We start from the raw sequence: 21,785 nt of genomic DNA, 5'->3' as shown, positions 1-21,785 counted from the left end.
GTCAACACGGCACGGCGGGACGCAGTAGATTCGATCTTGACTGTCTTACGGCGGGGGACTCGTGCAGGACCGAGGGGAAACGTGCAGGAGCGACACAACCGAGGAGCCGCGACCACCGAGGGGGGCTTAGCAGTATGAGCCACGACTCCACTGCCGCGCCGGAAACCGCGGCCCGGAAGCTGTCCGGGCGACGCCGCAAGGAGATCGTCGCGGTGCTGCTGTTCAGCGGCGGCCCCATCTTCGAGAGTTCCATACCGTTGTCGGTGTTCGGGGTTGACCGCCAGGACGCCGGCGTACCGCGCTACCGACTGCTGGTGTGCGGCGGCGAGGAAGGCCCACTGCGGACCACAGGGGGCCTGGAACTCACCACACCGCACGGCCTGGAGGCGATCTCACGGGCGGGCACGGTCGTCGTGCCGGCCTGGCGCTCGATCACCTCGCCGCCGCCGGAGGAGGCGCTCGACGCGCTGCGCCGGGCGCACGAGGAGGGGGCCCGCATCGTGGGCCTGTGCACCGGGGCGTTCGTACTCGCCGCGGCCGGGCTGCTGGACGGCCGGCCGGCGACCACGCACTGGATGTACGCGCCGACGCTGGCCAAGCGCTATCCGTCGGTGCACGTGGATCCCAGAGAGCTGTTCGTCGACGACGGCGACGTGCTGACGTCGGCGGGTACGGCGGCCGGGATCGACCTGTGCCTGCACATCGTGCGCTCGGACCACGGCAACGAGGCGGCGGGCGCGCTGGCCCGGCGCCTGGTGGTCCCGCCTCGCCGGAGCGGAGGCCAGGAACGCTACCTGGACCGCTCTTTACCGGAGGAGATCGGCGCCGACCCGCTCGCCGAGGTCGTCGCCTGGGCGCTGGAGCACCTCCACGAGCAGTTCGGCGTGGAGACGCTGGCGGCACGGGCGTACATGAGCCGGCGTACGTTCGACCGCCGCTTCCGCTCCCTGACCGGCAGCGCGCCGTTGCAGTGGCTGATCACCCAGCGGGTGCTCCAGGCGCAGCGACTGCTGGAGACGTCCGACTACTCGGTCGACGAGGTGGCGGGCCGCTGCGGCTTCCGCTCCCCCGTGGCACTGCGCGGCCACTTCCGGCGGCAGCTGGGCTCGTCCCCGGCGGCGTACCGGGCGGCCTACCGGGCGCGGCGGCCGCATAACGAGCGGCCGGGAGACGGCGACCTCGGGTCGGGGACGGCCGGCCTGCCGGGCGGCCCGGGACCGCACTCCGCGGCCCCTGCCGGGCCCGCGTCGCCGCTGTCCTCCTTCCACCCGGACGGCCAGGTGCCCCACCAGGCGCGCCGCACGGCGGCCCTGTCGGCGAGCGTTCCGGGCCAGCGCGGCGGCTCCTGACCCACGGCGGCCGGGTGGACGGGCCTCCTGGTCCCGTCCACCCGGCCGCTCCGGCGCGGTTCCGCGCCGGCCGTTGTCCGACAAGGGCACCGCACGGTCGGTCCGGGTCGCGGCGGGGCGCCGTAAGGTGAGACACATGAACGATCGCATGGTGTGGATCGACTGCGAGATGACCGGCCTCTCGCTGTCCGACGACGCGCTCATCGAGGTGGCCGCCCTCGTCACCGACTCCGAGCTGAACGTACTCGGCGAGGGAGTCGACATCGTCATCCGGCCGCCGGACTCGGCGCTGGAGACGATGCCGGAGGTGGTGCGTGAGATGCACACCGCGTCCGGCCTGCTCGCCGAGCTGGCCGGCGGCACGACGCTCAAGGACGCCGAGGAGCAGGTCCTGGCCTACGTACGGGAGTACGTCAAGGAGCCCGGCAAGGCCCCGCTGTGCGGAAACTCGGTCGGCACCGACCGCGGCTTCCTGCTGCGCGACATGCCGACGCTGGAGGGCTTTCTCCACTACCGGATCGTGGACGTGTCCTCGATCAAGGAGCTGGCCCGGCGCTGGTACCCGCGGGCGTACTTCAACAGCCCGGAGAAGAACGGCAACCACCGCGCCCTGGCCGACATCCGCGAGTCCATCGCGGAGTTGCGCTACTACCGCGAGGCCGTCTTCGTCCCGCAGCCCGGTCCCGACTCCGACACCGCCAAGACGATCGCGGCGAAGCACGTCCTGCCTGCTCAGCAGGCATAGCGGGACCCCGCGAAGGGGCGCCGCGAAACCTGTGCGCGAGCACCCCTTCCGACCCTGTAGACTTCTTCTCGGCCGGTCGGGGAAACCGCAGAATCCCTCGGACCGGTCATGGTGGGTGTAGCTCAGCTGGTAGAGCACCTGGTTGTGGTCCAGGATGCCGCGGGTTCGAGTCCCGTCACTCACCCTTCACCAAGAGGCCGGTGACCTGATATCCCAGGTCACCGGCCTCTTGCGTACCCGCTCAGCGGATGGCCGGCGCAGACCGAATCGGCCGTGGTGTGGGCGTGCCCGGTCAGGACGCCGACCATCCCAGGGTGAGCGTCGAGCAGGGCGGCCAGGTGCCCTGGCACGTCAGCGCATGGGCGCCGACGGTGGTTCCGCCTCCCCCGACCGCCGCAGGGCGACCTGACGGGTCGGTAAGCTCGGCGACCGTGAACCGACGGCAGCGCAAGAAGCTCTCCGGGCGCCTCGTCACGGCGGTCATGCTGGGCGACACCGCCCGCGCGGAGGCGCTGCTGCGGGCCGGCGCCGATCCGGAGCGAGCGGACAGGGAGGGCACCACCCCGCTCTATATGGCGTCCGTGCAGGGGCAGGGCGAGATGGCCCGCCTGCTCCTCGCGGCCGGGGCCTGTCCGGACACCGAGAGCGGGCGCGGATCGGAGGGCACGCCGCTGTGCGCGGCCGCCTGCTGGGGGCACACCGAGACCGTGCGCGAACTGCTGGCGCACGGTGCCGATCCGAATCTTCGTGAGGATCACGGTACGGGCCGCTCTCCCCTGGAGTGGGCGGTCGCCGATTCCCATTCCGAGACCGTCGCCCTTCTGGTCGCGGCGGGAGCCACCCGGCCCGGCGGCCCGAGGCACGCTACGACGACGTCCGCACCACCAGCTCCGTAGGCAGTACGAGCTGCCGCCGCTCCAGCCCCCGGGACACCGCCGGGCGGCGGTCGGCGATCTCGTTCAGCAGGAGGTCGATCATCGCGCGGCCCATCTCCTCGATGGGCTGGCGGACGCTGGTCAGGGGCGGATCCATGTGGCGGGCGATGGCGGAGTCGTCGTAGCCGACCAGGGCGACGTCGTCGGGGATGCGGCGGCCCGCCTCGCGCAGCACCTGGCGGGCGCCGGCCGCCGTGACGTCCGAGGCGGCGAAGACGGCGTCCAGGTCGGGGCGGTGCTCCAGCAGGCGCGTCATCGCGCGGCGGCCGCCGCCCTCGGTGAAGTCTCCCTGGGCCACGAGGAGTTCGTCCACCTCCAGGCCCGCGTCCCGCAGGGCGTCGCGGTAGCCGTTGACGCGGCGCTGGGCGCCGTAGACGTCCAAGTGGCCGGTGATGTGGGCGACGGTGCGGCAGCCGCGGGCCATCAGGTGCTCCACGGCGGAACGGGCGCCTCCGTAGTTGTCGGAGTCCACCGAGGTCAGGGTCTCGCCCGCCGACCGCGGACCGCTGATCACGGCCGGGATCTCCAGCTGGGCCAGCATGTCCGGCAGCGGGTCGTCGGCGTGCACCGAGACCAGCAGGACGCCGTCCACCCGGTGCGCGGCCAGGTACTGGGCCAGCCGCTGCCGCTTCTGGTCGCTGCCGGCGAAGATCAGCAGCAACTGCATCTCCGTGTCCGACAGTCCGGCGCCGACACCCCGCAGCATGTCCGAGAAGTACGGCTCGGCGAAGAAGCGGGTCTCCGGCTCGGGCACGACGAGGGCGATCGCGTCGGTGCGGTTGGCGGCGAGGGCGCGGGCGGCCGTGTTGGGGACGTAGCCGAGTTCGGCCACCGCCGCCTCGACTGCGGCCCGGGTGGCGTCGCTGACCCGGGGCGAGCCGTTGATCACCCGCGAGACGGTGCCGCGGCCGACGCCGGCCCGCGCGGCGACCTCTTCGAGGGTCGGCCGACCGCCGCTCCGGCCCCGCGCTCCGTGGCCTGTCATTGGCTCCGCCCTTCCGCCGTCGAAACCGCCTTGGCCTGGAATGTAACAGTCTCCCGAGCGCGGACGCCGTGCCCGGGGCCCGCCGCGGCGGGCCCCGGGGGACGGGACGACTCCGCATACCCGGGTCGAGGACCTCACCCCTCCCGCGTTAGCTAACAGGCCGATAACCGAACGCATTTGTCCTCGCTCACACCCTTGACACCCCCGCTCGAACCCGCGACTCTTCAACACATCACTGGTGGGAGCGCTCCCACAGTACCTGACACATACACAACCCGCACGTTCCCCGCCCGAGCCGCAGCGAGTACAAAACGGGCCCAACATGCAGTTGGCCGGGGGGTCGGCACGTCAGGGCAACAGGAGGACGCAATGCGAGCACGTTTCCTCGCCCATTCTCGGCTTCGTCCGAGTGGGGGCACCCCCATCGCCCGCAAGGCGGTGGTCCTGGCGGCAGCCGCGTCGCTGGGGGCCGGACTGCTGGCCGGCTGCTCCAGCGACAGCGGAGACAAGGCCGGCTCGTCGACCGGCGGTGGCGACGGCGGTGGTGCCAAGGTCACGATCACGATGGGCCTCTTCGGCACGATGGGGTTCAAGGAGGCCGGCCTCTACACCGAGTACGAGAAGCTGCACCCCGACATCAAGATTCAGGAAAACGTCGTCGAGCGCAACGAGAACTACTACCCGGCGCTCGTCAACCACCTCACCACCAACAGCGGCCTGATGGACGTCCAGGCCATCGAGGTCGGCAACATCGCCGAGGTCGTCGCCACCCAGGCGGCCAAGTTCGAGGACCTCTCCAAGTCCTCGGGCGTGGACAAGAGCAACTGGCTGGACTGGAAGTGGCAGCAGGCCACCACCAAGGACGACCAGACCATAGGCCTGGGCACCGACATCGGCCCGATGGCGATCTGCTACCGCAAGGACCTCTTCGAACAGGCCGGACTGCCCACCGACCGCGAGGAGGTCGGCAAGCTCTGGGCGGGCGACTGGAACAAGTTCGTCACGGCGGGCGAGACGTTCAAGAAGAAGGCGCCCAAGGGCACCTACTTCATGGACTCCCCCGGCGGTCTGATCAACGCGATCCTCAGCAGTGAGGAGGAGAAGTTCTACGACGCCTCCGGCAACGTGATCTACAAGACGAACCCCGCCGTCAAGGCCGCCTTCGACCTGACCGCCAAGGCCGCCCAGGAGGGTCTGGTCCAGTCGCAGACGCAGTTCCAGCCGACCTGGGACCAGACGATCGCGAACAACAAGTTCGCCACCATGGCCTGCCCGCCGTGGATGCTCGGCTACATCAAGGGCAAGTCGCAGCAGGACGCGGCCGGCAAGTGGGACGTGGCCGTGCCGCCGAAGGGCGGCAACTGGGGCGGTTCCTTCCTGGCCGTGCCCAAGAGCGGCAAGCACGTGAAGGAGGCGACGGAGTTCATCGCCTGGCTGACGGCTCCCGAGCAGCAGGCGAAGCTGTTCGCCGTCCAGGGCAGCTTCCCGAGCGCGCCGGGCGCCTACACCATGCCGTCGGTGACCGACGCGAAGAACGAGATGACCGGTGACGCACCCATCGGCAAGATCTTCGCCGAGGCCGCCAAGTCCATCCCGGTCCAGGTGATCGGCCCGAAGGACCAGATCATCCAGCAGGGTCTGACGGACAACGGCGTCATCCTGGTGACGAAGGGCAAGTCGCCCGCCGATGCGTGGAAGACGGCCACGAAGACCATCGACAACAACCTGGAGAAGTGACCGGTATGGCCACCCGGCACGACACCGCCGCGCCCCCCGAGAAGGAGGGGGGCGCGGCCCCGGGCCGCCCGGCGGGGTCCGACACCGCCGACGCGGAGCACCGGCGCCGGGCGCGGCTGTCCCGCCGCTGGCAGCGGGACATGCGGTGGAGCCCGTACGCGTTCGTCTCGCCGTTCTTCCTCCTGTTCGTCGCCTTCGGGCTGTTCCCGCTGCTCTACACGGCGTGGGCCTCGCTGCACACCGTGGAGTTGACGGCGCCGACCGACATGGAGTGGGCGGGGCTGCGCAACTACACCCGGATCTTCGACGACGACTTCTTCTGGAACGCGGCGCGGAACACCCTGACCATCGGCATCATCTCCACGGTCCCGCAGTTGCTGATGGCGATGGGCCTGGCGCACATCCTGAACTACCGGCTGCGCGCCTCGACCTTCTACCGGGTCGCGATGCTCGCGCCGTACGCGACCTCGATCGCCGCCGCCTCGCTGGTCTTCGTGCTGCTCTTCGGCCGCGACTACGGCATGATCAACTGGGTGCTGCACTCGGTCGGCTTCGACAACATCGACTGGCAGAACGACAAGTGGCCCTCCCAGATAGCCGTCTCCACGATCATCATCTGGCGCTGGACGGGCTACAACGCGCTGATCTACCTCGCGGCGATGCAGGCCATCCCGAACGACCTGTACGAGTCGGCGGCCCTGGACGGCGCCAACCGGTTCCGGCAGTTCTTCCACGTCACCCTGCCCCAGCTGCGTCCGACCATCCTGTTCACCGCCGTGGTGTCGACCATCGGCGCCAGCCAGGTCTTCGGCGAACCGCTGCTGTTCGACGCCAACAAGGGCGCCTCCGGCGGTGCCGAGCACCAGTTCCAGACGCTGGGCCTGTACCTGTACGAGCAGGGCTGGGTGAACCAGCACCTGGGCCGGGCCTCCGCGATCGCCTGGACGATGTTCCTGATCCTGATCGTGATCGGCGTGGTCAACTACGTCATCTCGCGCCGGCTGCGCGCCAGTAGTTAAGGAGACCGGCCGTGACGACGACGACCCTGACCGAACCCGAGACGCCGACCGCCGGGCCGCGCCGGACGCGCCGGTCCAAGGCCGCCCGCGCGGGCGGGCAACTGCACGCCGGCCCGATCGCGTACGTGATCCTGGCCCTGTTCACCATCGGGTCGCTGTTCCCGCTGGTGTGGACGGCGATCGCCGCGTCCCGGAACAACAACCGGCTGGCGCAGACCCCGCCGCCCTTCTGGTTCGGCTCGAACCTGATGCACAACCTCCAGGTCGCCTGGACGGACGCCAACCTGGGCAAGGCGTTCGTCAACACCACGATCGTGGCGGGGATCTCCGCGGCGACGGTCGTGTTCCTGTCCACGATCGCCGGCTTCGCCTTCGCCAAGCTGCGCTTCAGGGGCCGGGGCGCGCTGATGCTGATCGTGATCGGCACGATGATGGTGCCGCCGCAGCTCAGCATCATCCCGCTGTACATGATGGTGGCCAAGCTGGACTGGACCGACCAGTTGCAGGCGGTGATCCTGCCGTCGCTGGTCAGCGCGTTCGGTGTGTTCTTCATGCGGCAGTACCTGCTCCAGGCGCTGCCGGACGAGATCATCGAGGCCGCCCGGGTGGACGGCGCGAGCAGCTGGCGCGTGGTGTGGCACGTGGTGTTCCCGGCGGCGCGGCCCGCGATGGCCGTGCTGGGGATGCTGATGTTCGTGCAGACCTGGAACGACTTCCTGTGGCCCTTCCTGGTGCTGACCCAGACCGGCAACCCGACCGTGCAGGTCGCCCTCGCGGGTCTGGGCCGCGGCTACACCCCCGACCAGTCACTGATCATGGCGGGCGCGCTGCTCGGCACGCTGCCGCTGCTGCTGGTCTTCGCGATCTTCGGCAAGCAGATCGTGGGCGGCATCATGCAGGGCGCGGTCAAGGGCTGACGCCCGCGGCCCGTCCTCGCACGCGCGGCGGCCAGGCCGCCGCGCACACCCCCGCCTTTCCGGGGGCCGGGTCACCGTGGTCCCGGCCCCTCGTCCCTCTGTCCACGCCGACCCCTGTCCACCCTCCCCTTTCGAACCGTCGGTCTTTCACGACCATCTATGGGAGCGCTTCCATGCCTGAGTCCGCACAGCCGGTGACCCCGGTGACCTTTCCGCCCGCCTTCCTCTGGGGCGCCGCGACCTCCGCGTACCAGATCGAGGGGGCGGTGCGGGAGGACGGCCGTACGCCCTCCATCTGGGACACCTTCAGCCATACCCCAGGCAAGACCGCCGGTGGCGAAACCGGTGACATCGCTGTCGACCACTACCACCGCTACCGCGATGACGTGGCCCTGATGGCGGACCTGGGCCTGAACGCCTACCGCTTCTCCGTCTCCTGGCCGCGCGTGCAGCCGACCGGCCGGGGCCCCGCCGTCCAGGTGGGCCTGGACTTCTACCGCCGGCTCGTGGACGAACTGCTGGAACGCGGGATCAAGCCGGCGGTCACCCTCTACCACTGGGACCTGCCGCAGGAACTGGAGGACGCCGGCGGCTGGCCGGAGCGCGAGACCGCGCTGCGCTTCGCGGAGTACGCGCAGATCGTCGGTGAGGCGCTCGGCGACCGGGTGGAGCAGTGGATCACCCTCAACGAGCCGTGGTGCACCGCCTTCCTGGGCTACGGCTCCGGGGTGCACGCGCCGGGCCGCACCGAGCCCGCGGCCACACTGCGCGCGGCCCACCACCTGAACCTGGCGCACGGCCTGGGCACGCAGGCGCTGCGGTCGGTGATGCCGGCCCGCAACTCGGTCGCGGTCAGCCTCAACTCCTCGGTGGTCCGCGCCGTCTCGCAGGACCCGGCGGACCTGGCGGCGGCCCGGAAGATCGACGACCTGGCCAACGGGGTCTTCCACGGCCCGATGCTGCACGGGGCGTACCCGGCCACGCTGCTGGAGGCCACCTCGTCGGTCACGGACTGGTCCTACGTCCTGGACGGCGATCTGCAGACCGCCCACCAGCCGCTGGACGCGCTCGGCCTCAACTACTACACGCCGGCCCTGGTGTCGGCGGCGGACACGACGCTGGAGGGCCCGCGGGCCGACGGCCACGGGGCGAGCGCGCACTCGCCGTGGCCCGGCGCGGACGACGTGGCGTTCCACCAGACGCCGGGCGACCGCACCGAGATGGGCTGGACGATCGACCCGAGCGGCCTGCACGAGCTGATCATGCGCTACTCCCAGGAGGCACCGGGGGTGGCGCTGTACGTCACCGAGAACGGCGCCGCCTACGACGACAAGGTGGACGCCGACGGCCGCGTGCACGACCCGGAGCGCATCGCCTACCTGCACTCCCACCTGGCGGCGGTGCGCAGGGCCATCACGGACGGCGCCGACGTCCGCGGGTACTACCTGTGGTCCCTGATGGACAACTTCGAGTGGGCCTACGGGTACGGCAAGCGGTTCGGCGCGGTCTACGTCGACTACAGCACCCTCGCCCGGATCCCGAAGTCCAGCGCCCACTGGTACGGAAGGGCGGCCCGCACCGGGGAGCTGCCGCCGCCGGACGCCGCCTGACGGCCCGTCCGGCTCCCAGCGCGCCCCGGCCGGATCGGGGGTGAACCGGCCGGGGCGCTTCGCCGCGCACGACGCGGGTGCTCAGGGAAGGGACCGGGGACGTCCTGGGCGCGCGGGGCGCGCGGCGGATCTCCCCGGCCGGCGGCGGCGCACCGCTCCCCGGTGGCCCGAGCGCACCGGGGAGCGCGGGTCGAGCTGGATCCGGATCCGCACCTCCGCGCCGCCGAGCACGGAGGAGCCGATGCGGACGTCCCCGCCGGTGGACTCAGCGAGCCGGCGCACGATGTCCAGGCCGAGCCCCGTGGAGCCGTCGTTCCCCGATCCGCGCCCGCGCAGCATCGCCGCCTGCGGGTCGGGTATGCCGGGCCCGGCGTCGGAGACGAGCACGATCACCGCGTCGTCGCCGTTGTGCACGTCGACCGCGAACGCCGTGCCCTCGGCGGTGTGCCGGAAGACGTTGCCGAGCAGGGCGTCCAGCGTGGCCGCGAGGTCGGCGCGGGCCACGGGTATGCGCACCGGCCGCTCGGCCCCGGCCACCCGCCACTTGCGGCCCTCGTCCTCGGCGAGCGCCGACCAGAACTCCATCCGTTCCCGGACGACTTCGGCCGCGTCGCACCCGGCGCCCGGACCGGCGGCCGCCGTCTGCGGCTTGGCCTCGCGGGCGGTGCGGATGATCGTGTCGACCTCGCGCTCCAGCTGGGCGACCGCCGTCCGGGTCTGCTCGGCGGCGGGTCCGGCTCCGAGCGAGGCCGCGTTCAGCCGCAGCACGGTCAGCGGCGTACGCAGCCGGTGGGACAGGTCGGCCGCCAGTTCGCGTTCGTTCGCGAGCAGTTGGACGACCTGGTCGGCCATGGAGTTGAACGCGACCGCCGCGAGCCGCAGTTCGCTCGGTCCCTCCTCGGGCACCCGGGCGCCCAGCCTGCCCTCACCCAGTTCGTGCGCGCCCTCGACCAGCCGCTGCGCGGGCCGCACCATCCGTACGCCGAGCCGGTCGGCGACGGCGACCGAGCCGACGACGAGCGCGGCCCCCACACCGGCGAGCACCGCCCAGGCCGTGCCCACGCCGTTGCGGACCTCGGACTCGGGGACGTAGACCTCGACGACGGCGATGGCACCGGAGCTCAGCGCGACCGGCTGGAGCAGGGTGGACCCGCCGGGCACCTCGGCGGTGGAGGCGCGGCCCATGGCCCGCACGGTCGCGATGTCCTCGCCGGTGGCCCGGGCGCGGCCGATCTCGACGGCCGCCGCGCCGTCGACGGCCGGTACGTGCACGGCCATGCGGGCGTTGGAGCCGGCCGAGGCGACGACCCGCTCCAACTGATCGCGCTCGGTGGTGATGGACAGGGCGGGGGCGACCGCGGCGGCCTGGCGCTCGGCGTTGGAGAAGGCGCGGTCCCGGGCCATCTCCTTGATGACCAGGGCGAGCGGGACGGCGAAGGCGATCACGACCATCGTGGTGACCGCGAGGCAGACCTTGACCAGTGCCCATCTCATCGCGGCTGCTCCGCTCCGGGCGGCTCCAGCTTCACGCCCACGCCCCGCAGGGTGTGCAGATAGCGGGGCCGGGCGGCCGTCTCGCCCAACTTCCGCCGCAGCCAGGACAGATGGACGTCTATCGTCTGGTCGTCGCCGTAGGACTGCCGCCACACCTCGGCCAGCAGCTCCTTGCGCGCCACGACCACTCCCGGCCGCCCGGCGAGGAAGGCGAGCAGGTCGAACTCACGGCGGGTCAGATCCAGCCGCACCCCGTCCAGCTCGGCCTGGCGGCGCAGCGGGTCGACGGTCAGGCCGCCGACCCGGAGCACGGGGGACGGCGGGTGCTCCCCGGTGGCGGAGCGGGCCCGGCGCAGTACGGCGGCCATGCGCGCGGACAGGTGCTCGACGGAGAACGGCTTGGTCAGGTAGTCGTCCGCCCCGGCGTTGAGCAGCCGGACGATCTCCGCCTCGTCGTCCCGGGCGGTGGCGATGATGACGGGCACGTCGGTGATGCCGCGCAGCATCTTCAGCGCCTCCGAGCCGTCCAGATCGGGCAGTCCGAGGTCCAGCACGACCACGTCGAAGCGGAGGTGGGCGACCTCACGCAGCGCCTCCAGCGCCGTACCGACGCTGCGCACGGTGTGCGAGGCGTCGGTCAGGTGCCGGATGAGCGCCGAGCGTACGAACGGGTCGTCCTCGACCACGAGAACACTTGCCATGCGCCGCACCGTACGCCATGGGGGGCGGTCCCGGCGGGGGCCTGTGGACAACTCAGTGAGCGCCCCCGCCGCTTGTGGACAACCTCACCCCGATCGGGTTCCCGCCACACCATGGGGACGGGTGAGGCAGGATGGCGGCGATGCTCAGAGGACTCGTACACCTGCTGGCGTGGTCGCTCGCCACGGGCGCGGCGGCCACCCTGTCGTGGTGGGGCGTCCACACGGTGATGGCGGGCACGGCCTACGATCCGCCGCGCGCCCTGCCCATCACGGCGGTGGAGGCGACCGGGCAGGAGTCGGCACCGGCCGCCTCGCCCACCCCTCGGCCGACCACGCCCAGGAGCCCCTCGGCCAGTCCGAGCAAGCCGTCCGGCGAGCGGACGGTGACTCCGAGCCCCTCCCGGCCGACGCGCCCCGCGAGCACTCCCGTCCCCTCCCCCACCGCCTCCGGCCAGGTGAAGAGCTACGACACCGACGGCGGCCGGGTGGTCTTCGACCTCGGCGAGATCTCGGCGAACCTGGTCTCGGCGACTCCGGGCACGGACTGGTCGATGCAGGTGTGGAAGACGGAGACGTAGATCCGTGTGGAGTTCACCTCGGACGCCGACCGGGTGTCGGTCATCTGCGCCTGGCACGACGGGCCGCCGCACGTGGAGATCGGCGACTACTAGAGGAGCACGCCCGGTTCGGCCCGCCCGGCAGGCTGGTACGCCCGGTTCGGCCCGCCCGGCAGGCCGGTACGCCCGGTTCGGCCCGCCCAGTAGGCCGGTACGCCGGTACGGCTGATACGCCCAGTTCCGCCGATCCGGCCGGTTCAGCGGAAGGCGGACGGCGGCGGGGCCGGTGAGGCGACTGCCGCGGCGTCGGTGACGGGTACCGCCCCGCCGGTGAAGTCGGTGAGGGCGCGGCCGTGTTCGACGCGGCCGGGGTGCGGGTCGGTGGCGGCCCTGCGGGTCAGTTCGGCGACCGGCAGCGGCAGGTCGGAGGCCACCAGCACGGCGTTGCCGAAACGCCGGCCGCGCAGCACGGTCGGATCGGCGACCAGCGCGAGTTCGGTGAACCGGGCGGCGGCGGTGGCGATCTGGCCGCGCAGATGGGTCAGCGGCGGGCCGTCGGCGAGGTTGGCGGCGTAGACACCGCCCGGCCTCAGTGCCCTGCGCACCCCGTCGAGGAACTCCGTCGAGGTGAGGTGGGCGGGCGTGCGGGCGCCGCTGAACACGTCCGCGATGACCAGGTCGGCCCAGCCGTCCGGCACTTTGGCGAGGCCCTCACGGGCGTCCACCGACCGCACCCGAAGACGGGCTGCGGAAGCCAACGGCAGCTCGCGGCGCACCAGTTGGACGAGAGCCGCGTCGCGTTCGACCACCTGCTGGGTGGAGCGGGGCCGGGTGGCGGCGACGTACCGGGCGAGGGTGAACGCCCCGCCGCCGAGGTGCACGGCGTTTACGGGCCGGCCGGCGGGCGCGGCGAGGTCGATCACGTGCCCGAGCCGCCGCTGGTACTCGAAGGAGAGGTACGCCGGGTCGTCGAGGTCGACGTAGGACTGCGGGGCGCCGTCGATCAGCAGGGTCCAGCCCCGTGCCCGCTCCCGGTCGGGTATGAGCTGCGCGAGCCCGCCGTCGACCTGTTCGGCGACGGCTTCGGCGGCTCCTCGCCCGCGGCGGGCGCTCCTGGACCTTCCCATCCGCCCATTGTCGCAAGCGGTGCGGTGTGCCACCCACAGGTGGCGGGAGCCGTGGGCGAACGTTCCGGCGGGCGGGACGCAGGGGGTCAGCAGCAGCTGTCCGCGGCCTCGATCATCCGGGCCGCCTCCCCCAGGGCCCGGCGCAGTACCGCGGGGTCCGTCGCGAGGTCGGCCTCGTCGGGCGGGACCAGCCAGTCCGAGCCCTCCACCGGCGGCTCCGGGGCCAGCCGCAGGCCCCGTCCGTCGGTCCCGGTGCAGGTGCTCCCGGGCACGTCCCAGGCCGCGGCCGTGCCCGCCGGCACCACGAAGCCGAGCGTGCCGCCCCCGTCGTCGTGCAGTACGGGCCCCACCGCGTCCCCCGGCCCGCGGCGCAGGATGTCCACCGCCTCCAGCCCCTGCCGGGCCGGCACCGTGACCACGTCGCACGTGGCCTGCGTACAGGAATCGACACTCCGCGGGGTTTCCATCCCGGCCTCCATCACGAAAATCCCTCCTCGTGAACGAGCGGGTCGGGAGCCTGGCGGCTCCCGGTCCACGGGGTTCAACGCGGCAGGGCGTCAACGGCTACGGGCGAAGTCCGCCGTGAAGGGTGGCACTTCATGGCAGATCACGGATGAGATATCCGGTTTGTAGCCAAACACAGCGTGTCCGGACGGACACAGCAGGTACTTTCTTGCTCGCCGGAAACAGGGCGTCATCCATGCGACCGGGACGACTCGGGCGACGGGTGACCCGCCGACCGGACGACTCGGGCAACTTCCCCCTGTGTCCGGCATGGTTCGACGGTTCGCATGAGAGGGCCCGGCCATGACGTCGTCGACGGTGACCTCGTCTCAGTCCCCCCGCCCGCCACGACCGAATCTCGCCTTCCGGCAGCTGCGCGGACAGCGCTCGCCGGCCGAGTTCGCCGCGGCGGTACGGAGGGCCGCTCACGAGATCGGTGAGCGGGTCAGCTGTGACGCGCGCTACATCGGCCGGGTGGAGGCGGGTGAGATCCGATGCCCCAACTACGCCTATGAACGTGTGTTCTTGCACATGTTTCCCGGCCGCACGCTGACCGACCTGGGGTTCGCTCCCCGGTCGGCCGTTCGGGGACGCGCCTCCCGCGCGCCGCACGAGGAACGGGAGGTATACGACCCGTACCACTCCGCCGATTCGCCGGATCCGCACGACCTGCACGACCCGTACCACCCGCACGACCCGTACCACCCGCACGACCCGTACCACCCGCACGACCCGTACCACCCGCACGAAGACCACGAGAACCACGAGGAGAGCGACGTGCTGCGTCGCGCATTCATGACCCGCGGGGGCGCCACGGTGGCCGCCGCCTCGCTGGGCCCCCTGGGACCCGCCTTCGACGCCTCGGCCGCGGATCGCCCCGCGCACCGGGCCGGCGCGAGCGACGCCGGGGCCGTCGAAGAGGCCGTCCGCCGGATCCGGTTGCTCGACGACCGGCACGGAGCGGACGGTCTCTACCGCCGCGCGGCCGCTCCGCTGCGCGCCGCCTACGCGCTGCTCGACGTCGGCGCGACCCGGCAGACCACCGCCGACCGGCTGCACTCGGGCGCCGGTGAACTGGCCATCTCGGTGGGCTGGCTGGCCCACGACTCCGGGCGTTTCGACGACGCGCGCTCGCACTACGCCGAGGCACTGGCGACCGCGCGCATGACCGGGGACCCGGCCCTGGAGGCACACGCCTTCTGCAACACGGCGTTCCTCGCGCGGGACGCGGGACGGCCCCGCGAGGCGGTGCGGGCCGCGCAGGCCGCGCAGCGCGTCGGACGCGGGCTGGGCTCGGCGCGGCTGATGTCGCTGCTCGCGCTGCGCGAGGCGGGCGGCTGGGCCGGGCTCGCCGACCGCACCGGCTGCGAGCGGGCGCTCGCCCGGGCGCAGGCCCTGTACGAGCGGGGCGCCTCGGACGCCGACCCCGAGTGGATGAGCTTCTACGGCGAGGCCGAGCTGGCGGGGCTCGAGGCACAGTGCTGGTCCACGCTGGGCGACTGGCCGCGGGCGGCCCGGCACGCGCGGCGTGCCGCGCGGCTCCAGGATCCCCACTTCATGCGGAACATCGCGCTCTACACGGCCGAACTGTCCGACGACCTCGCGCGCGGGGGGCGGCCGGACGAGGCGGCCGCCGCCGGAATGCGGGTCCTGGACCTGCTGGACCAGGTCCAGTCGTCCCGCATCCAGACGATGCTGGCGGGAACGGCACGGGTACTGCTGCCGCACCGCCGGGCGAGCGGGGTGTCCGATTTCCTGGAGAGGCACGCGAGCGCCCCTCGACCGGTGTGACGCGGCAGCGAGCCGGCCGCGCGTGCCCTGTCACGTCACCCGCTCCCTCCCACGGCCTTCGGGTGAGAGCCCCGCGCACAGGTCAGTCAGAGGCCCGGCCCCGCGCCCGTGGGGATGGATGCGCCCAGTCGCAGCGCGGCGTGCCTCCCCCGGCCCTTCGCCGGCAAGACCCCGAACACGGGCCAGCCGAGCGACCGGCGTCACGTCGCGGAGACGCGTGCGACCACCCGGGCCGCGTGGTTCCTCCCACGGCTCTTCGGGCGGGCGTCCCGGGCCCCCTGCCTCACCAGCGGCAGCGGGGCCGACGGTCACGAAAGGTGGCCCACGTCGTTCCAGCTCTCGAGGGCCGGCTCTCCGTAGGCCCAGCCCAGTACCGAGAGCGACGTGGGGTTGAGGCGGATGCGTGCCGCGAAGTCGAGTGGCAGGCCGAGCCACCGCGCGGCGATCGAGCGCAGGATGTGCCCGTGCGCGAAGACCAGCACGTCACGGTCCTCGTCGCGCGCCCAGGCCACCACCTCGTCGGCACGGGAGGTCACCTCGGCGAGCGTCTCCCCGCGCGGGACGCCGTCACGCCAGATCAGCCAGCCGGGCCGCTCGGCCCGGATCTCCTGCGGCGTCAGGCCCTCGTACGCGCCGTAGTCCCACTCCATCAGCGTGTCCCAGCACATCGCGCGGTCGCCGAACCCGGCGAGTTCGCACGTCTCACGCGCGCGTGCCAGCGGGCTGGTGCGGACCTCGACCCCGGGCAGGCCGTCGAACGGCGCCCTCTGGAGCCGTTCCCCGAGCAGCTTGGCGCCGCGCCGGCCCTCCTCCAGGAGGGGAACGTCGGTCCTGCCGGTGTGCCTGCCGGACAGCGACCACTCGGTCTGTCCGTGCCGGGCCAACAGGATGCGCGGTGCCATGGAGAACCTTCCGGAAAAACTCAGATCTTCGGACGGAATCCCTCCATCATCGCGCACGCCGTCCGGGGGCAACCCGGGGGGCGGTCTGGGCGTCTATCAGGGCCGGGGGCACCCCGAGGTGGCCGGGTCGGGCACCGTAAAGTGGCACGACCGTCCGGGCACCGCCGGGCAGTGCAGCGACGAAGGGGGAGGGGCATCGGATGCCGCAGACCGAGGCACCGGCACGGCGCACCGAGACGGCCCCGCGCACCCGGCTGCGCTGGTGGACCGAACTGCCGCTGATCCTGCTGGTGTACGGCTGCTACTCGGCGGGCCGGCTGCTGGCCCGCGGCGACGTCTCCACGGCCGTCGACCACGGCCTGGCGATCCTGCGCGTCGAGAAGCTGCTGCGCCTCAACGCGGAGCACCCCCTCAACCGCCTGTTCACCCGTGAGCCGTGGCTGGGCGTCCCCGCCGACTTCTGGTACGCGTCGCTGCACTACCTGGTGACCCCTGTGATCCTGGTGTGGCTGTTCAGGGCGCGCACCACGCACTACCGGGCGGCCCGCACCTGGCTGATGACGTCCACGTTCATAGGACTGATCGGTTTCACCCTGCTGCCCACCTGCCCGCCCCGCCTGCTCTCCCCGGAGCACGGGTTCGTGGACACGATGGCCCAGTACAGCTCGTACGGCTGGTGGGGCGGTGAGGCCAGCGCGCCGCGCGGCCTGGGCGGTATGACCAACCAGTACGCGGCCATGCCGAGCCTGCACGTGGGCTGGGCCCTGTGGTGCGGAGTGATGTTGTGGCGCCACGGCGGCACGCGCACGGCGAGGGTCGCGGGCGTCGCCTATCCGCTGCTGACCGCGCTGGTCGTGATGGGCACCGCCAACCACTACCTCCTGGACGCGGTCGCGGGCGTGGCCGTCATGGGCGTCGGGATGCTGCTCGCGCCGTTCGTGATGCGGGGCGCGGACCGTGCCAAGGCACTGCTGTCGCCGCGCGCCACGGCCGTCACGGGGGACTCCGGTGCCGCGGGCTCCCCGGTTGTCAGTGGCGGATGCCAGACTTCGGCGGGTGAGCGAATTCCACGGCAGCGCGAAACACGGTTCGGTCCCGGAGCCGAACCGGGTGCCGTCCCCGAGGACGCGGGAGACGGCGCTCCAGCCTGGGGTCTCCCCCGCCCGAGCGAAGTCGAGAGCCTGGGGAAGGCTCGCTGAGCTGCGCGGGCCCGGCGTACCGGCCCGCGCCCTCGACGCCCGGGCCCTGGCCGCGCTGGCCGCGAACCCCGGCTGCGGCCGTCGCGCGATCCTGGACGGCGCGGGCGTGGACAAGGCGGCGCTCGCGGAAGCGCTGGGCGCTCCCGCCGTGTTCGGGCAGTCGCAGTTCGCCTTCATGCGGGGCAACGCGTTCGAGGCGCGGGTGAAGGCGGACGGCGGCGCCGAGCTGCTGAGGCTGGCGCACACCAGGCTGGACCCGGGCGCGGAACCGCCGGGGGAAGGCCGGGTGCCCGACCTGTCCGCCGTCGGCCCCGAGGGGCGTACGGCGCGTACGGCGCTGGCGCTGCGCGAGGCCACGCGGGCGGGCGCCTGGACGCTGCTCGACCATCCGATGCTCGCCCTGGAGGTGGCGGGCTCACCCGCCTACCTGGAGCCGGACGCGGTGGTGGTGCACCCGGACGGCAGCTGGACGGTGGTGGAGATCAAGTCCTTCCCGATGCTGGACGGCTCCGCCGACCCGGCGAAGGTGGGCGCGGCCGCCCGGCAGTCGGCGGTGTACGTGCTGGCGCTGGAGGACGTCGCCGCGCGCCTCGACCCCGTCCCGCGCGTACGGCAGCGGGTGCTCCTGGTGTGCCCCAAGGACTTCTCCAACCTGCCCACCGCGTCCGCCGTCGACGTCCGCAAGCAGCGCGCGGTGACCGCCCGCCAGCTGACCCGGCTGACCCGTGTCGAGGACATCGCCGACGCCCTGCCCGAGGGCGTGTGTTTCTCCCCCGAGCTGCCCCCGGAGGAGCTGACGGCCGCGGTGGAGGCGGTCCCGGCGACGTACGCGCCCGAGTGCCTGGCCACGTGCGAGCTGGCCTTCCACTGCCGTGCCCAATCCCGCGCGCAGGGCGCGGTGACCGCGCTGGGCCGCTCGGCCCGCGCCGACCTGGGCGGGCTGTCGACGGTCGAGGACGTGCTGGCGGCCGCCCACGGCGAGGCGGGCGACCCGGACGACCCGGCGGTGGCCGCGCTGCGCCGGGCCGCCGCGCTGCGGGCCGAGGCCCTGGAGCCGACCGGGCGGGAGGCGGCGTGTCGCTGATCGCCACCCTTGGCCGTCTGGAGGCGGTGCGGACCGGTCGGGCCCAGCCCGCCGCGACCGTCCGGCACCGGCATCTGTCCGAGCGGCCGCTGGTGTTCGTGCCGCTCACCACCGCCGGTGAGGCGGGTGCCCCGCTCGGGGCACTGGTCGGCACGGACCGTGACGCGCCGCGGCTGCTGGCCGTGCCGCAGCCGCGCGACCGCGACCTGCGGTTCGCGTTCCTCGCCGAACTGGCCGACGTGGTCCTGCCGTACATCGACTCCTGCGCCGACGCCGTCGAGGCCGCCGAGCGCAGCGAGACCGATCCGGAGAGCGGCAAGCGGGTCAAGGTCGAGGTGGAGCTGTGCGCGGACGCGCCCCAGCTGATCGTGCCGAGCCGCGCGGGCATCGACTTCGTACGGCTGCTCGGACGCTCCATGCGTTTCCGCCGCACCGCCGAGCAGGACCCGGAGACGCCGCATCCGGCGCCGCCGCGCGTGCCGTTGCTCGGTCGGTGGCTGACCCACTTCGGGGAGCGGGCCCGGGTGCCCGGCTCCTCGCTGCTTCCGGCGATGACCGACCTGCTGGCCCAGCACTGGACGACCGGCCAGTCCAGCCTGGAGGACCAGCACCTGGGGGCGCTGCTCGCGTGGATCGACCCGCCGGACGGCGCGTGGGGCGCCGGAGCCGCGCTGCGGGCCGAGCTGGCGCGCACCGCCGACGGCCAGTTGGAGTGCCCGCCCGCGGGCCCCGCCACCGACCCGGCCTTCGACAACAGGCTGCTGGCGCCCGCGATCGAGCGCTACGACCGCGCGCGTACCGCCCTCGCCGCCGCCGAGGACGGCTTGGAGGCGGACGAGCGGCTGGGCGCCGTCTCCGCGGCCGAGCAGGGGATCCGCGACCTGGTCGAGAAGTGCGCCCTCCCCACCTGGGAGAACGTCTGGCGCGGTCTGGACCTGCTGCGGGCGCTGCCCGAGGGAGCGCACGTCGAGGAGCGCTGGACGCGCGACCGCTGGTCGTTCACCGGCCACCGCGACCGGGTGCGGGCCGGCGAGCCGCCGCAGCCGCGCCGCGACGACGCGGTCACCGCGGCGAACAAGCTGGCCACGCGCGAACGGGAGCAGGCCCGTCTGGAGGCGCAGGAGGCGCTGGACGACCCGCTGGTCATGGCGGGGCGGCGGCTGGCCGGAGAGGCGTTCGCGGGCGAGGTCACGGACGTCGTCCCGGCCTGGAGCGAGGGCAAGCGGCCCAGTCCGCGGCCGCTGGTCACCGTGCGCACCGACGACCGGCCGCACCTGGGCGAGCGGGCCAGGGCGTACCGCTCGCTGGACGGCAAGCCGCAGTCGGCCGAGTTCGTCGCCTGCGAGGAGGACACCGCCGAGGGGACGCTCGTCGTCCTGCGGATCCTGGACAGGATGGGCCGCGGCAAGGAACCCGCGCCCGGTTCCGTGCCGGAGAAGGGCGACCGCGTGTGCTTCACGCTCTTCGAGCACGAGCAGCGCGGCGGCGCGAAGCTGCCCGACCCGGAGCAGACCCCATGGACGCACGGCGGCCCGCCGGGCGAGGAGAGCACGCCGGAGGTCCCGGACCCGGTGACCGAGGAGGATCATCTGTGACCGCGCCCGCCCAGGACCCCGCGATCGGCCCCGGCGGCCTCCGGGCGCCCTTCGACCCCGGGGCGGCGGCCGCCCGCGCGACCGACGCGATCCTCCGCGACACCCTGCACGGCTCGGACCGCGGGGTCGTCGTCGACTCCCCGCCCGGCGCGGGGAAGTCGACGCTGGTCGTGCGCGCGGCGCTGGAGCTGGCCGCCGCCGGACGGCCGCTGATGGTGGTCGCGCAGACCAACGCCCAGGTCGACGACCTGGTGCTGCGGCTGGCGGAGAAGAATCCCGAACTGCCGGTGGGCCGGCTGCACAGCAGTGACGCCGACCCGTACGACAAGGCGCTCGACGGCCTGCCGAACGTACGGAAGTCGGCGAAGGCGGCCGACCTCGCCGGACTCGACGTGGTCCTGTCGACCGCCGCGAAGTGGGCGCATGTGAAGGTCGACGAGCCGTGGCGGCACGCGATCGTCGACGAGGCGTACCAGATGCGCTCGGACGCCCTGCTCGCGGTCGCCGGGCTGTTCGAGCGGGCGTTGTTCGTGGGCGATCCGGGTCAGCTGGACCCGTTCGCGATCGTCGGCAGCGAGCAGTGGGCGGGCCTGTCCTACGACCCGTCGGCGTCCGCGGTGACGACGCTGCTGGCCCACAACCCGCAGCTGCCCCAGCACCGGTTGCCGGTGTCCTGGCGGCTTCCGGCGTCGGCGGCGCCGCTGGTCTCCGACGCGTTCTACCCGTACACGCCGTTCCGCAGCGGCACGTCGGCCGGGGACCGGCGGCTGACGTTCGCGGTCCCCTCGGACGGCTCGGGTCCCGACCGGGTGCTCGACGAGGCCGCCGAGTCCGGCTGGGGCCTGCTGGAGCTGCCCGCGCGGCACACTCCGCGCACCGACCCGGAGGCGGTGCGTGCGGTGGCGGCGGTCGTACGGCGGCTGCTGGAGCGGGGCGGGGCGGCCGTCTCGGAGCGGTCGCCGGACCCGGCGCCGCTGACCGCCGACCGGATCGCCGTCGGCACGGCGCACCGCGACCAGGCGGCCGCCGTGCGCGCGGCGCTGGCGGAACTGGGCGTGACGGATGTCACCGTGGACACGGCGAACCGCCTCCAGGGCCGTGAGTTCGACGTCACGGTCGTGCTGCACCCGCTCTCCGGACGCCCCGACGCCACCGCGTTCCACCTGGAGACCGGCCGCCTGTGCGTCCTCGCCTCCCGCCACCGGCACGCCTGCGTCGTGGTCTGCCGCGCGGGGGTGACCGACCTCCTGGACGACCACCCGTCGACCGAACCGGTCCAACTGGGCGTGACGGTGAAGTTCCCGGACGGCTGGGAGGCGAACCACGCGGTACTCGCCCACCTGCGGGAACACCGAGTCGCCTGGCGACCGTGACCGCCACACGGCCCCCGCCGGACGGAGTCCGGCACACCGCCGAAGGCGGCAGACGAACACAGCCCGGACGGCTGGGAGGCCAACCACGCGGTACTCGCCCACCTGCGGGAACACCGAGTCGCCTGGCGACCGTGACCGCCACACGGCCCCCCGCCGGACGG

The 21,785-nt window shown here is 73.0% G+C and carries 18 protein-coding genes, 1 tRNA gene and 1 pseudogene; 14 read left to right on the top strand and 6 right to left on the bottom strand.

The genetic code is table 11. The annotated features are described in order from the left end of the window. Positions 1 to 134: 134 nt before the first annotated feature. The 4 genes from ACWC91_RS03840 to ACWC91_RS03825 all read left to right on the top strand — a co-directional run bounded on the left by ACWC91_RS03840 (position 135) and on the right by ACWC91_RS03825 (position 2,990). Positions 135 to 1,349 (top strand): GlxA family transcriptional regulator, encoded by a 1,215-nt coding sequence (locus ACWC91_RS03840; RefSeq protein WP_450642789.1) that lies wholly within the window; start codon positions 135 to 137, stop codon positions 1,347 to 1,349. A gap of 136 nt (positions 1,350 to 1,485) precedes the next feature. Beyond that, positions 1,486 to 2,094: an oligoribonuclease gene (gene orn, locus ACWC91_RS03835; protein ID WP_225075281.1), complete on the top strand. Its 609-nt coding sequence runs from the start codon at positions 1,486 to 1,488 to the stop codon at positions 2,092 to 2,094. Positions 2,095 to 2,205: 111 nt separating this feature from the next. Continuing rightward, positions 2,206 to 2,278 (top strand) — tRNA-His (locus ACWC91_RS03830). A 247-nt stretch (positions 2,279 to 2,525) separates the two neighbouring features. Further along, on the top strand, positions 2,526 to 2,990 hold the full coding sequence (locus tag ACWC91_RS03825; RefSeq protein ID WP_225075282.1) for an ankyrin repeat domain-containing protein: 465 nt from the start codon (positions 2,526 to 2,528) through the stop codon (positions 2,988 to 2,990). On the opposite strand, the gene ACWC91_RS03820 is transcribed toward ACWC91_RS03825, so the two are convergent. Continuing rightward, positions 2,959 to 4,014: a LacI family DNA-binding transcriptional regulator gene (locus ACWC91_RS03820; RefSeq protein WP_450642787.1), complete on the bottom strand. Its 1,056-nt coding sequence runs from the start codon at positions 4,012 to 4,014 to the stop codon at positions 2,959 to 2,961. The genes ACWC91_RS03825 and ACWC91_RS03820 overlap by 32 nt on opposite strands. A gap of 369 nt (positions 4,015 to 4,383) precedes the next feature. On the opposite strand from ACWC91_RS03820, the gene ACWC91_RS03815 reads away from it, so the two are divergent. The 4 genes from ACWC91_RS03815 to ACWC91_RS03800 all read left to right on the top strand — a co-directional run bounded on the left by ACWC91_RS03815 (position 4,384) and on the right by ACWC91_RS03800 (position 9,297). Further along, positions 4,384 to 5,751 carry an ABC transporter substrate-binding protein gene (locus tag ACWC91_RS03815; RefSeq protein WP_225075284.1) on the top strand — a complete coding sequence of 456 codons (1,368 nt, stop codon included), beginning with the start codon at positions 4,384 to 4,386 and terminating at the stop codon, positions 5,749 to 5,751. Positions 5,752 to 5,756: 5 nt separating this feature from the next. After that, positions 5,757 to 6,770, top strand: a complete 1,014-nt coding sequence (locus ACWC91_RS03810) for a carbohydrate ABC transporter permease (RefSeq protein WP_225075323.1) — start codon at positions 5,757 to 5,759, stop codon at positions 6,768 to 6,770. An 11-nt stretch (positions 6,771 to 6,781) separates the two neighbouring features. Next, on the top strand, positions 6,782 to 7,687 hold the full coding sequence (locus ACWC91_RS03805) for a carbohydrate ABC transporter permease (RefSeq protein ID WP_141360645.1): 906 nt from the start codon (positions 6,782 to 6,784) through the stop codon (positions 7,685 to 7,687). A 173-nt stretch (positions 7,688 to 7,860) separates the two neighbouring features. Beyond that, positions 7,861 to 9,297, top strand: a complete 1,437-nt coding sequence (locus ACWC91_RS03800) for a GH1 family beta-glucosidase (protein ID WP_225075286.1) — start codon at positions 7,861 to 7,863, stop codon at positions 9,295 to 9,297. A gap of 81 nt (positions 9,298 to 9,378) precedes the next feature. Here the strand turns inward: ACWC91_RS03800 and ACWC91_RS03795 are convergent, their stop codons facing one another. Together ACWC91_RS03795 and ACWC91_RS03790 are read right to left on the bottom strand one after the other, a co-directional pair. Next, complete coding sequence (locus tag ACWC91_RS03795) at positions 9,379 to 10,791, bottom strand: sensor histidine kinase (protein WP_376506063.1); 1,413 nt, start codon at positions 10,789 to 10,791, stop codon at positions 9,379 to 9,381. After that, entirely contained in the window at positions 10,788 to 11,492 is a 705-nt protein-coding gene (locus ACWC91_RS03790; RefSeq protein WP_225075288.1) for a response regulator transcription factor, read from the bottom strand. Before ACWC91_RS03790 ends, ACWC91_RS03795 begins: the two co-directional genes overlap by 4 nt. Positions 11,493 to 11,632: 140 nt before the next feature. Between ACWC91_RS03790 and ACWC91_RS03785 the strand changes: the two are divergent. After that, a pseudogene (locus ACWC91_RS03785) lies at positions 11,633 to 12,163 on the top strand (hypothetical protein). A 143-nt stretch (positions 12,164 to 12,306) separates the two neighbouring features. On the opposite strand, the gene ACWC91_RS03780 reads toward ACWC91_RS03785, so the two are convergent. Next, on the bottom strand, positions 12,307 to 13,176 hold the full coding sequence (locus ACWC91_RS03780) for a spermidine synthase (protein WP_281155601.1): 870 nt from the start codon (positions 13,174 to 13,176) through the stop codon (positions 12,307 to 12,309). Between the two features lie 86 nt (positions 13,177 to 13,262). After that, positions 13,263 to 13,643, bottom strand: a complete 381-nt coding sequence (locus ACWC91_RS03775; protein WP_172632958.1) for a hypothetical protein — start codon at positions 13,641 to 13,643, stop codon at positions 13,263 to 13,265. A gap of 340 nt (positions 13,644 to 13,983) precedes the next feature. Between ACWC91_RS03775 and ACWC91_RS03770 the strand changes: the two genes are divergently transcribed. Continuing rightward, positions 13,984 to 15,471, top strand: a complete 1,488-nt coding sequence (locus ACWC91_RS03770) for a hypothetical protein (RefSeq protein WP_450642784.1) — start codon at positions 13,984 to 13,986, stop codon at positions 15,469 to 15,471. A 308-nt stretch (positions 15,472 to 15,779) separates the two neighbouring features. Here the strand turns inward: ACWC91_RS03770 and ACWC91_RS03765 are convergent, their stop codons facing one another. Beyond that, a complete protein-coding gene (locus ACWC91_RS03765) occupies positions 15,780 to 16,373 on the bottom strand; it encodes a histidine phosphatase family protein (protein WP_376506057.1) in 594 nt (197 codons plus the stop codon). Between the two features lie 200 nt (positions 16,374 to 16,573). Between ACWC91_RS03765 and ACWC91_RS03760 the strand changes: the two genes are divergently transcribed. The 4 genes from ACWC91_RS03760 to ACWC91_RS03745 are packed head-to-tail and all read left to right on the top strand — an operon-like array spanning position 16,574 to position 21,624. Next, complete coding sequence (locus ACWC91_RS03760; RefSeq protein WP_450642783.1) at positions 16,574 to 17,572, top strand: phosphatase PAP2 family protein; 999 nt, start codon at positions 16,574 to 16,576, stop codon at positions 17,570 to 17,572. Continuing rightward, on the top strand, positions 17,484 to 18,656 hold the full coding sequence (locus ACWC91_RS03755) for a hypothetical protein (RefSeq protein WP_374113901.1): 1,173 nt from the start codon (positions 17,484 to 17,486) through the stop codon (positions 18,654 to 18,656). Before ACWC91_RS03760 ends, ACWC91_RS03755 begins: the two co-directional genes overlap by 89 nt. Further along, positions 18,647 to 20,251, top strand: a complete 1,605-nt coding sequence (locus ACWC91_RS03750; protein WP_450642781.1) for a hypothetical protein — start codon at positions 18,647 to 18,649, stop codon at positions 20,249 to 20,251. Before ACWC91_RS03755 ends, ACWC91_RS03750 begins: the two co-directional genes overlap by 10 nt. A 23-nt stretch (positions 20,252 to 20,274) precedes the next feature. Further along, positions 20,275 to 21,624 carry an AAA domain-containing protein gene (locus ACWC91_RS03745; RefSeq protein WP_450725801.1) on the top strand — a complete coding sequence of 450 codons (1,350 nt, stop codon included), beginning with the start codon at positions 20,275 to 20,277 and terminating at the stop codon, positions 21,622 to 21,624. The last annotated feature ends 161 nt before the right edge of the window (positions 21,625 to 21,785 follow it).

Source organism: Streptomyces sp. NPDC001204 (genome assembly GCF_053598035.1).
The sequence above is the reverse complement of the archived record's forward strand: the minus strand, read 5'-3'. Positions and strand labels throughout refer to the sequence as shown.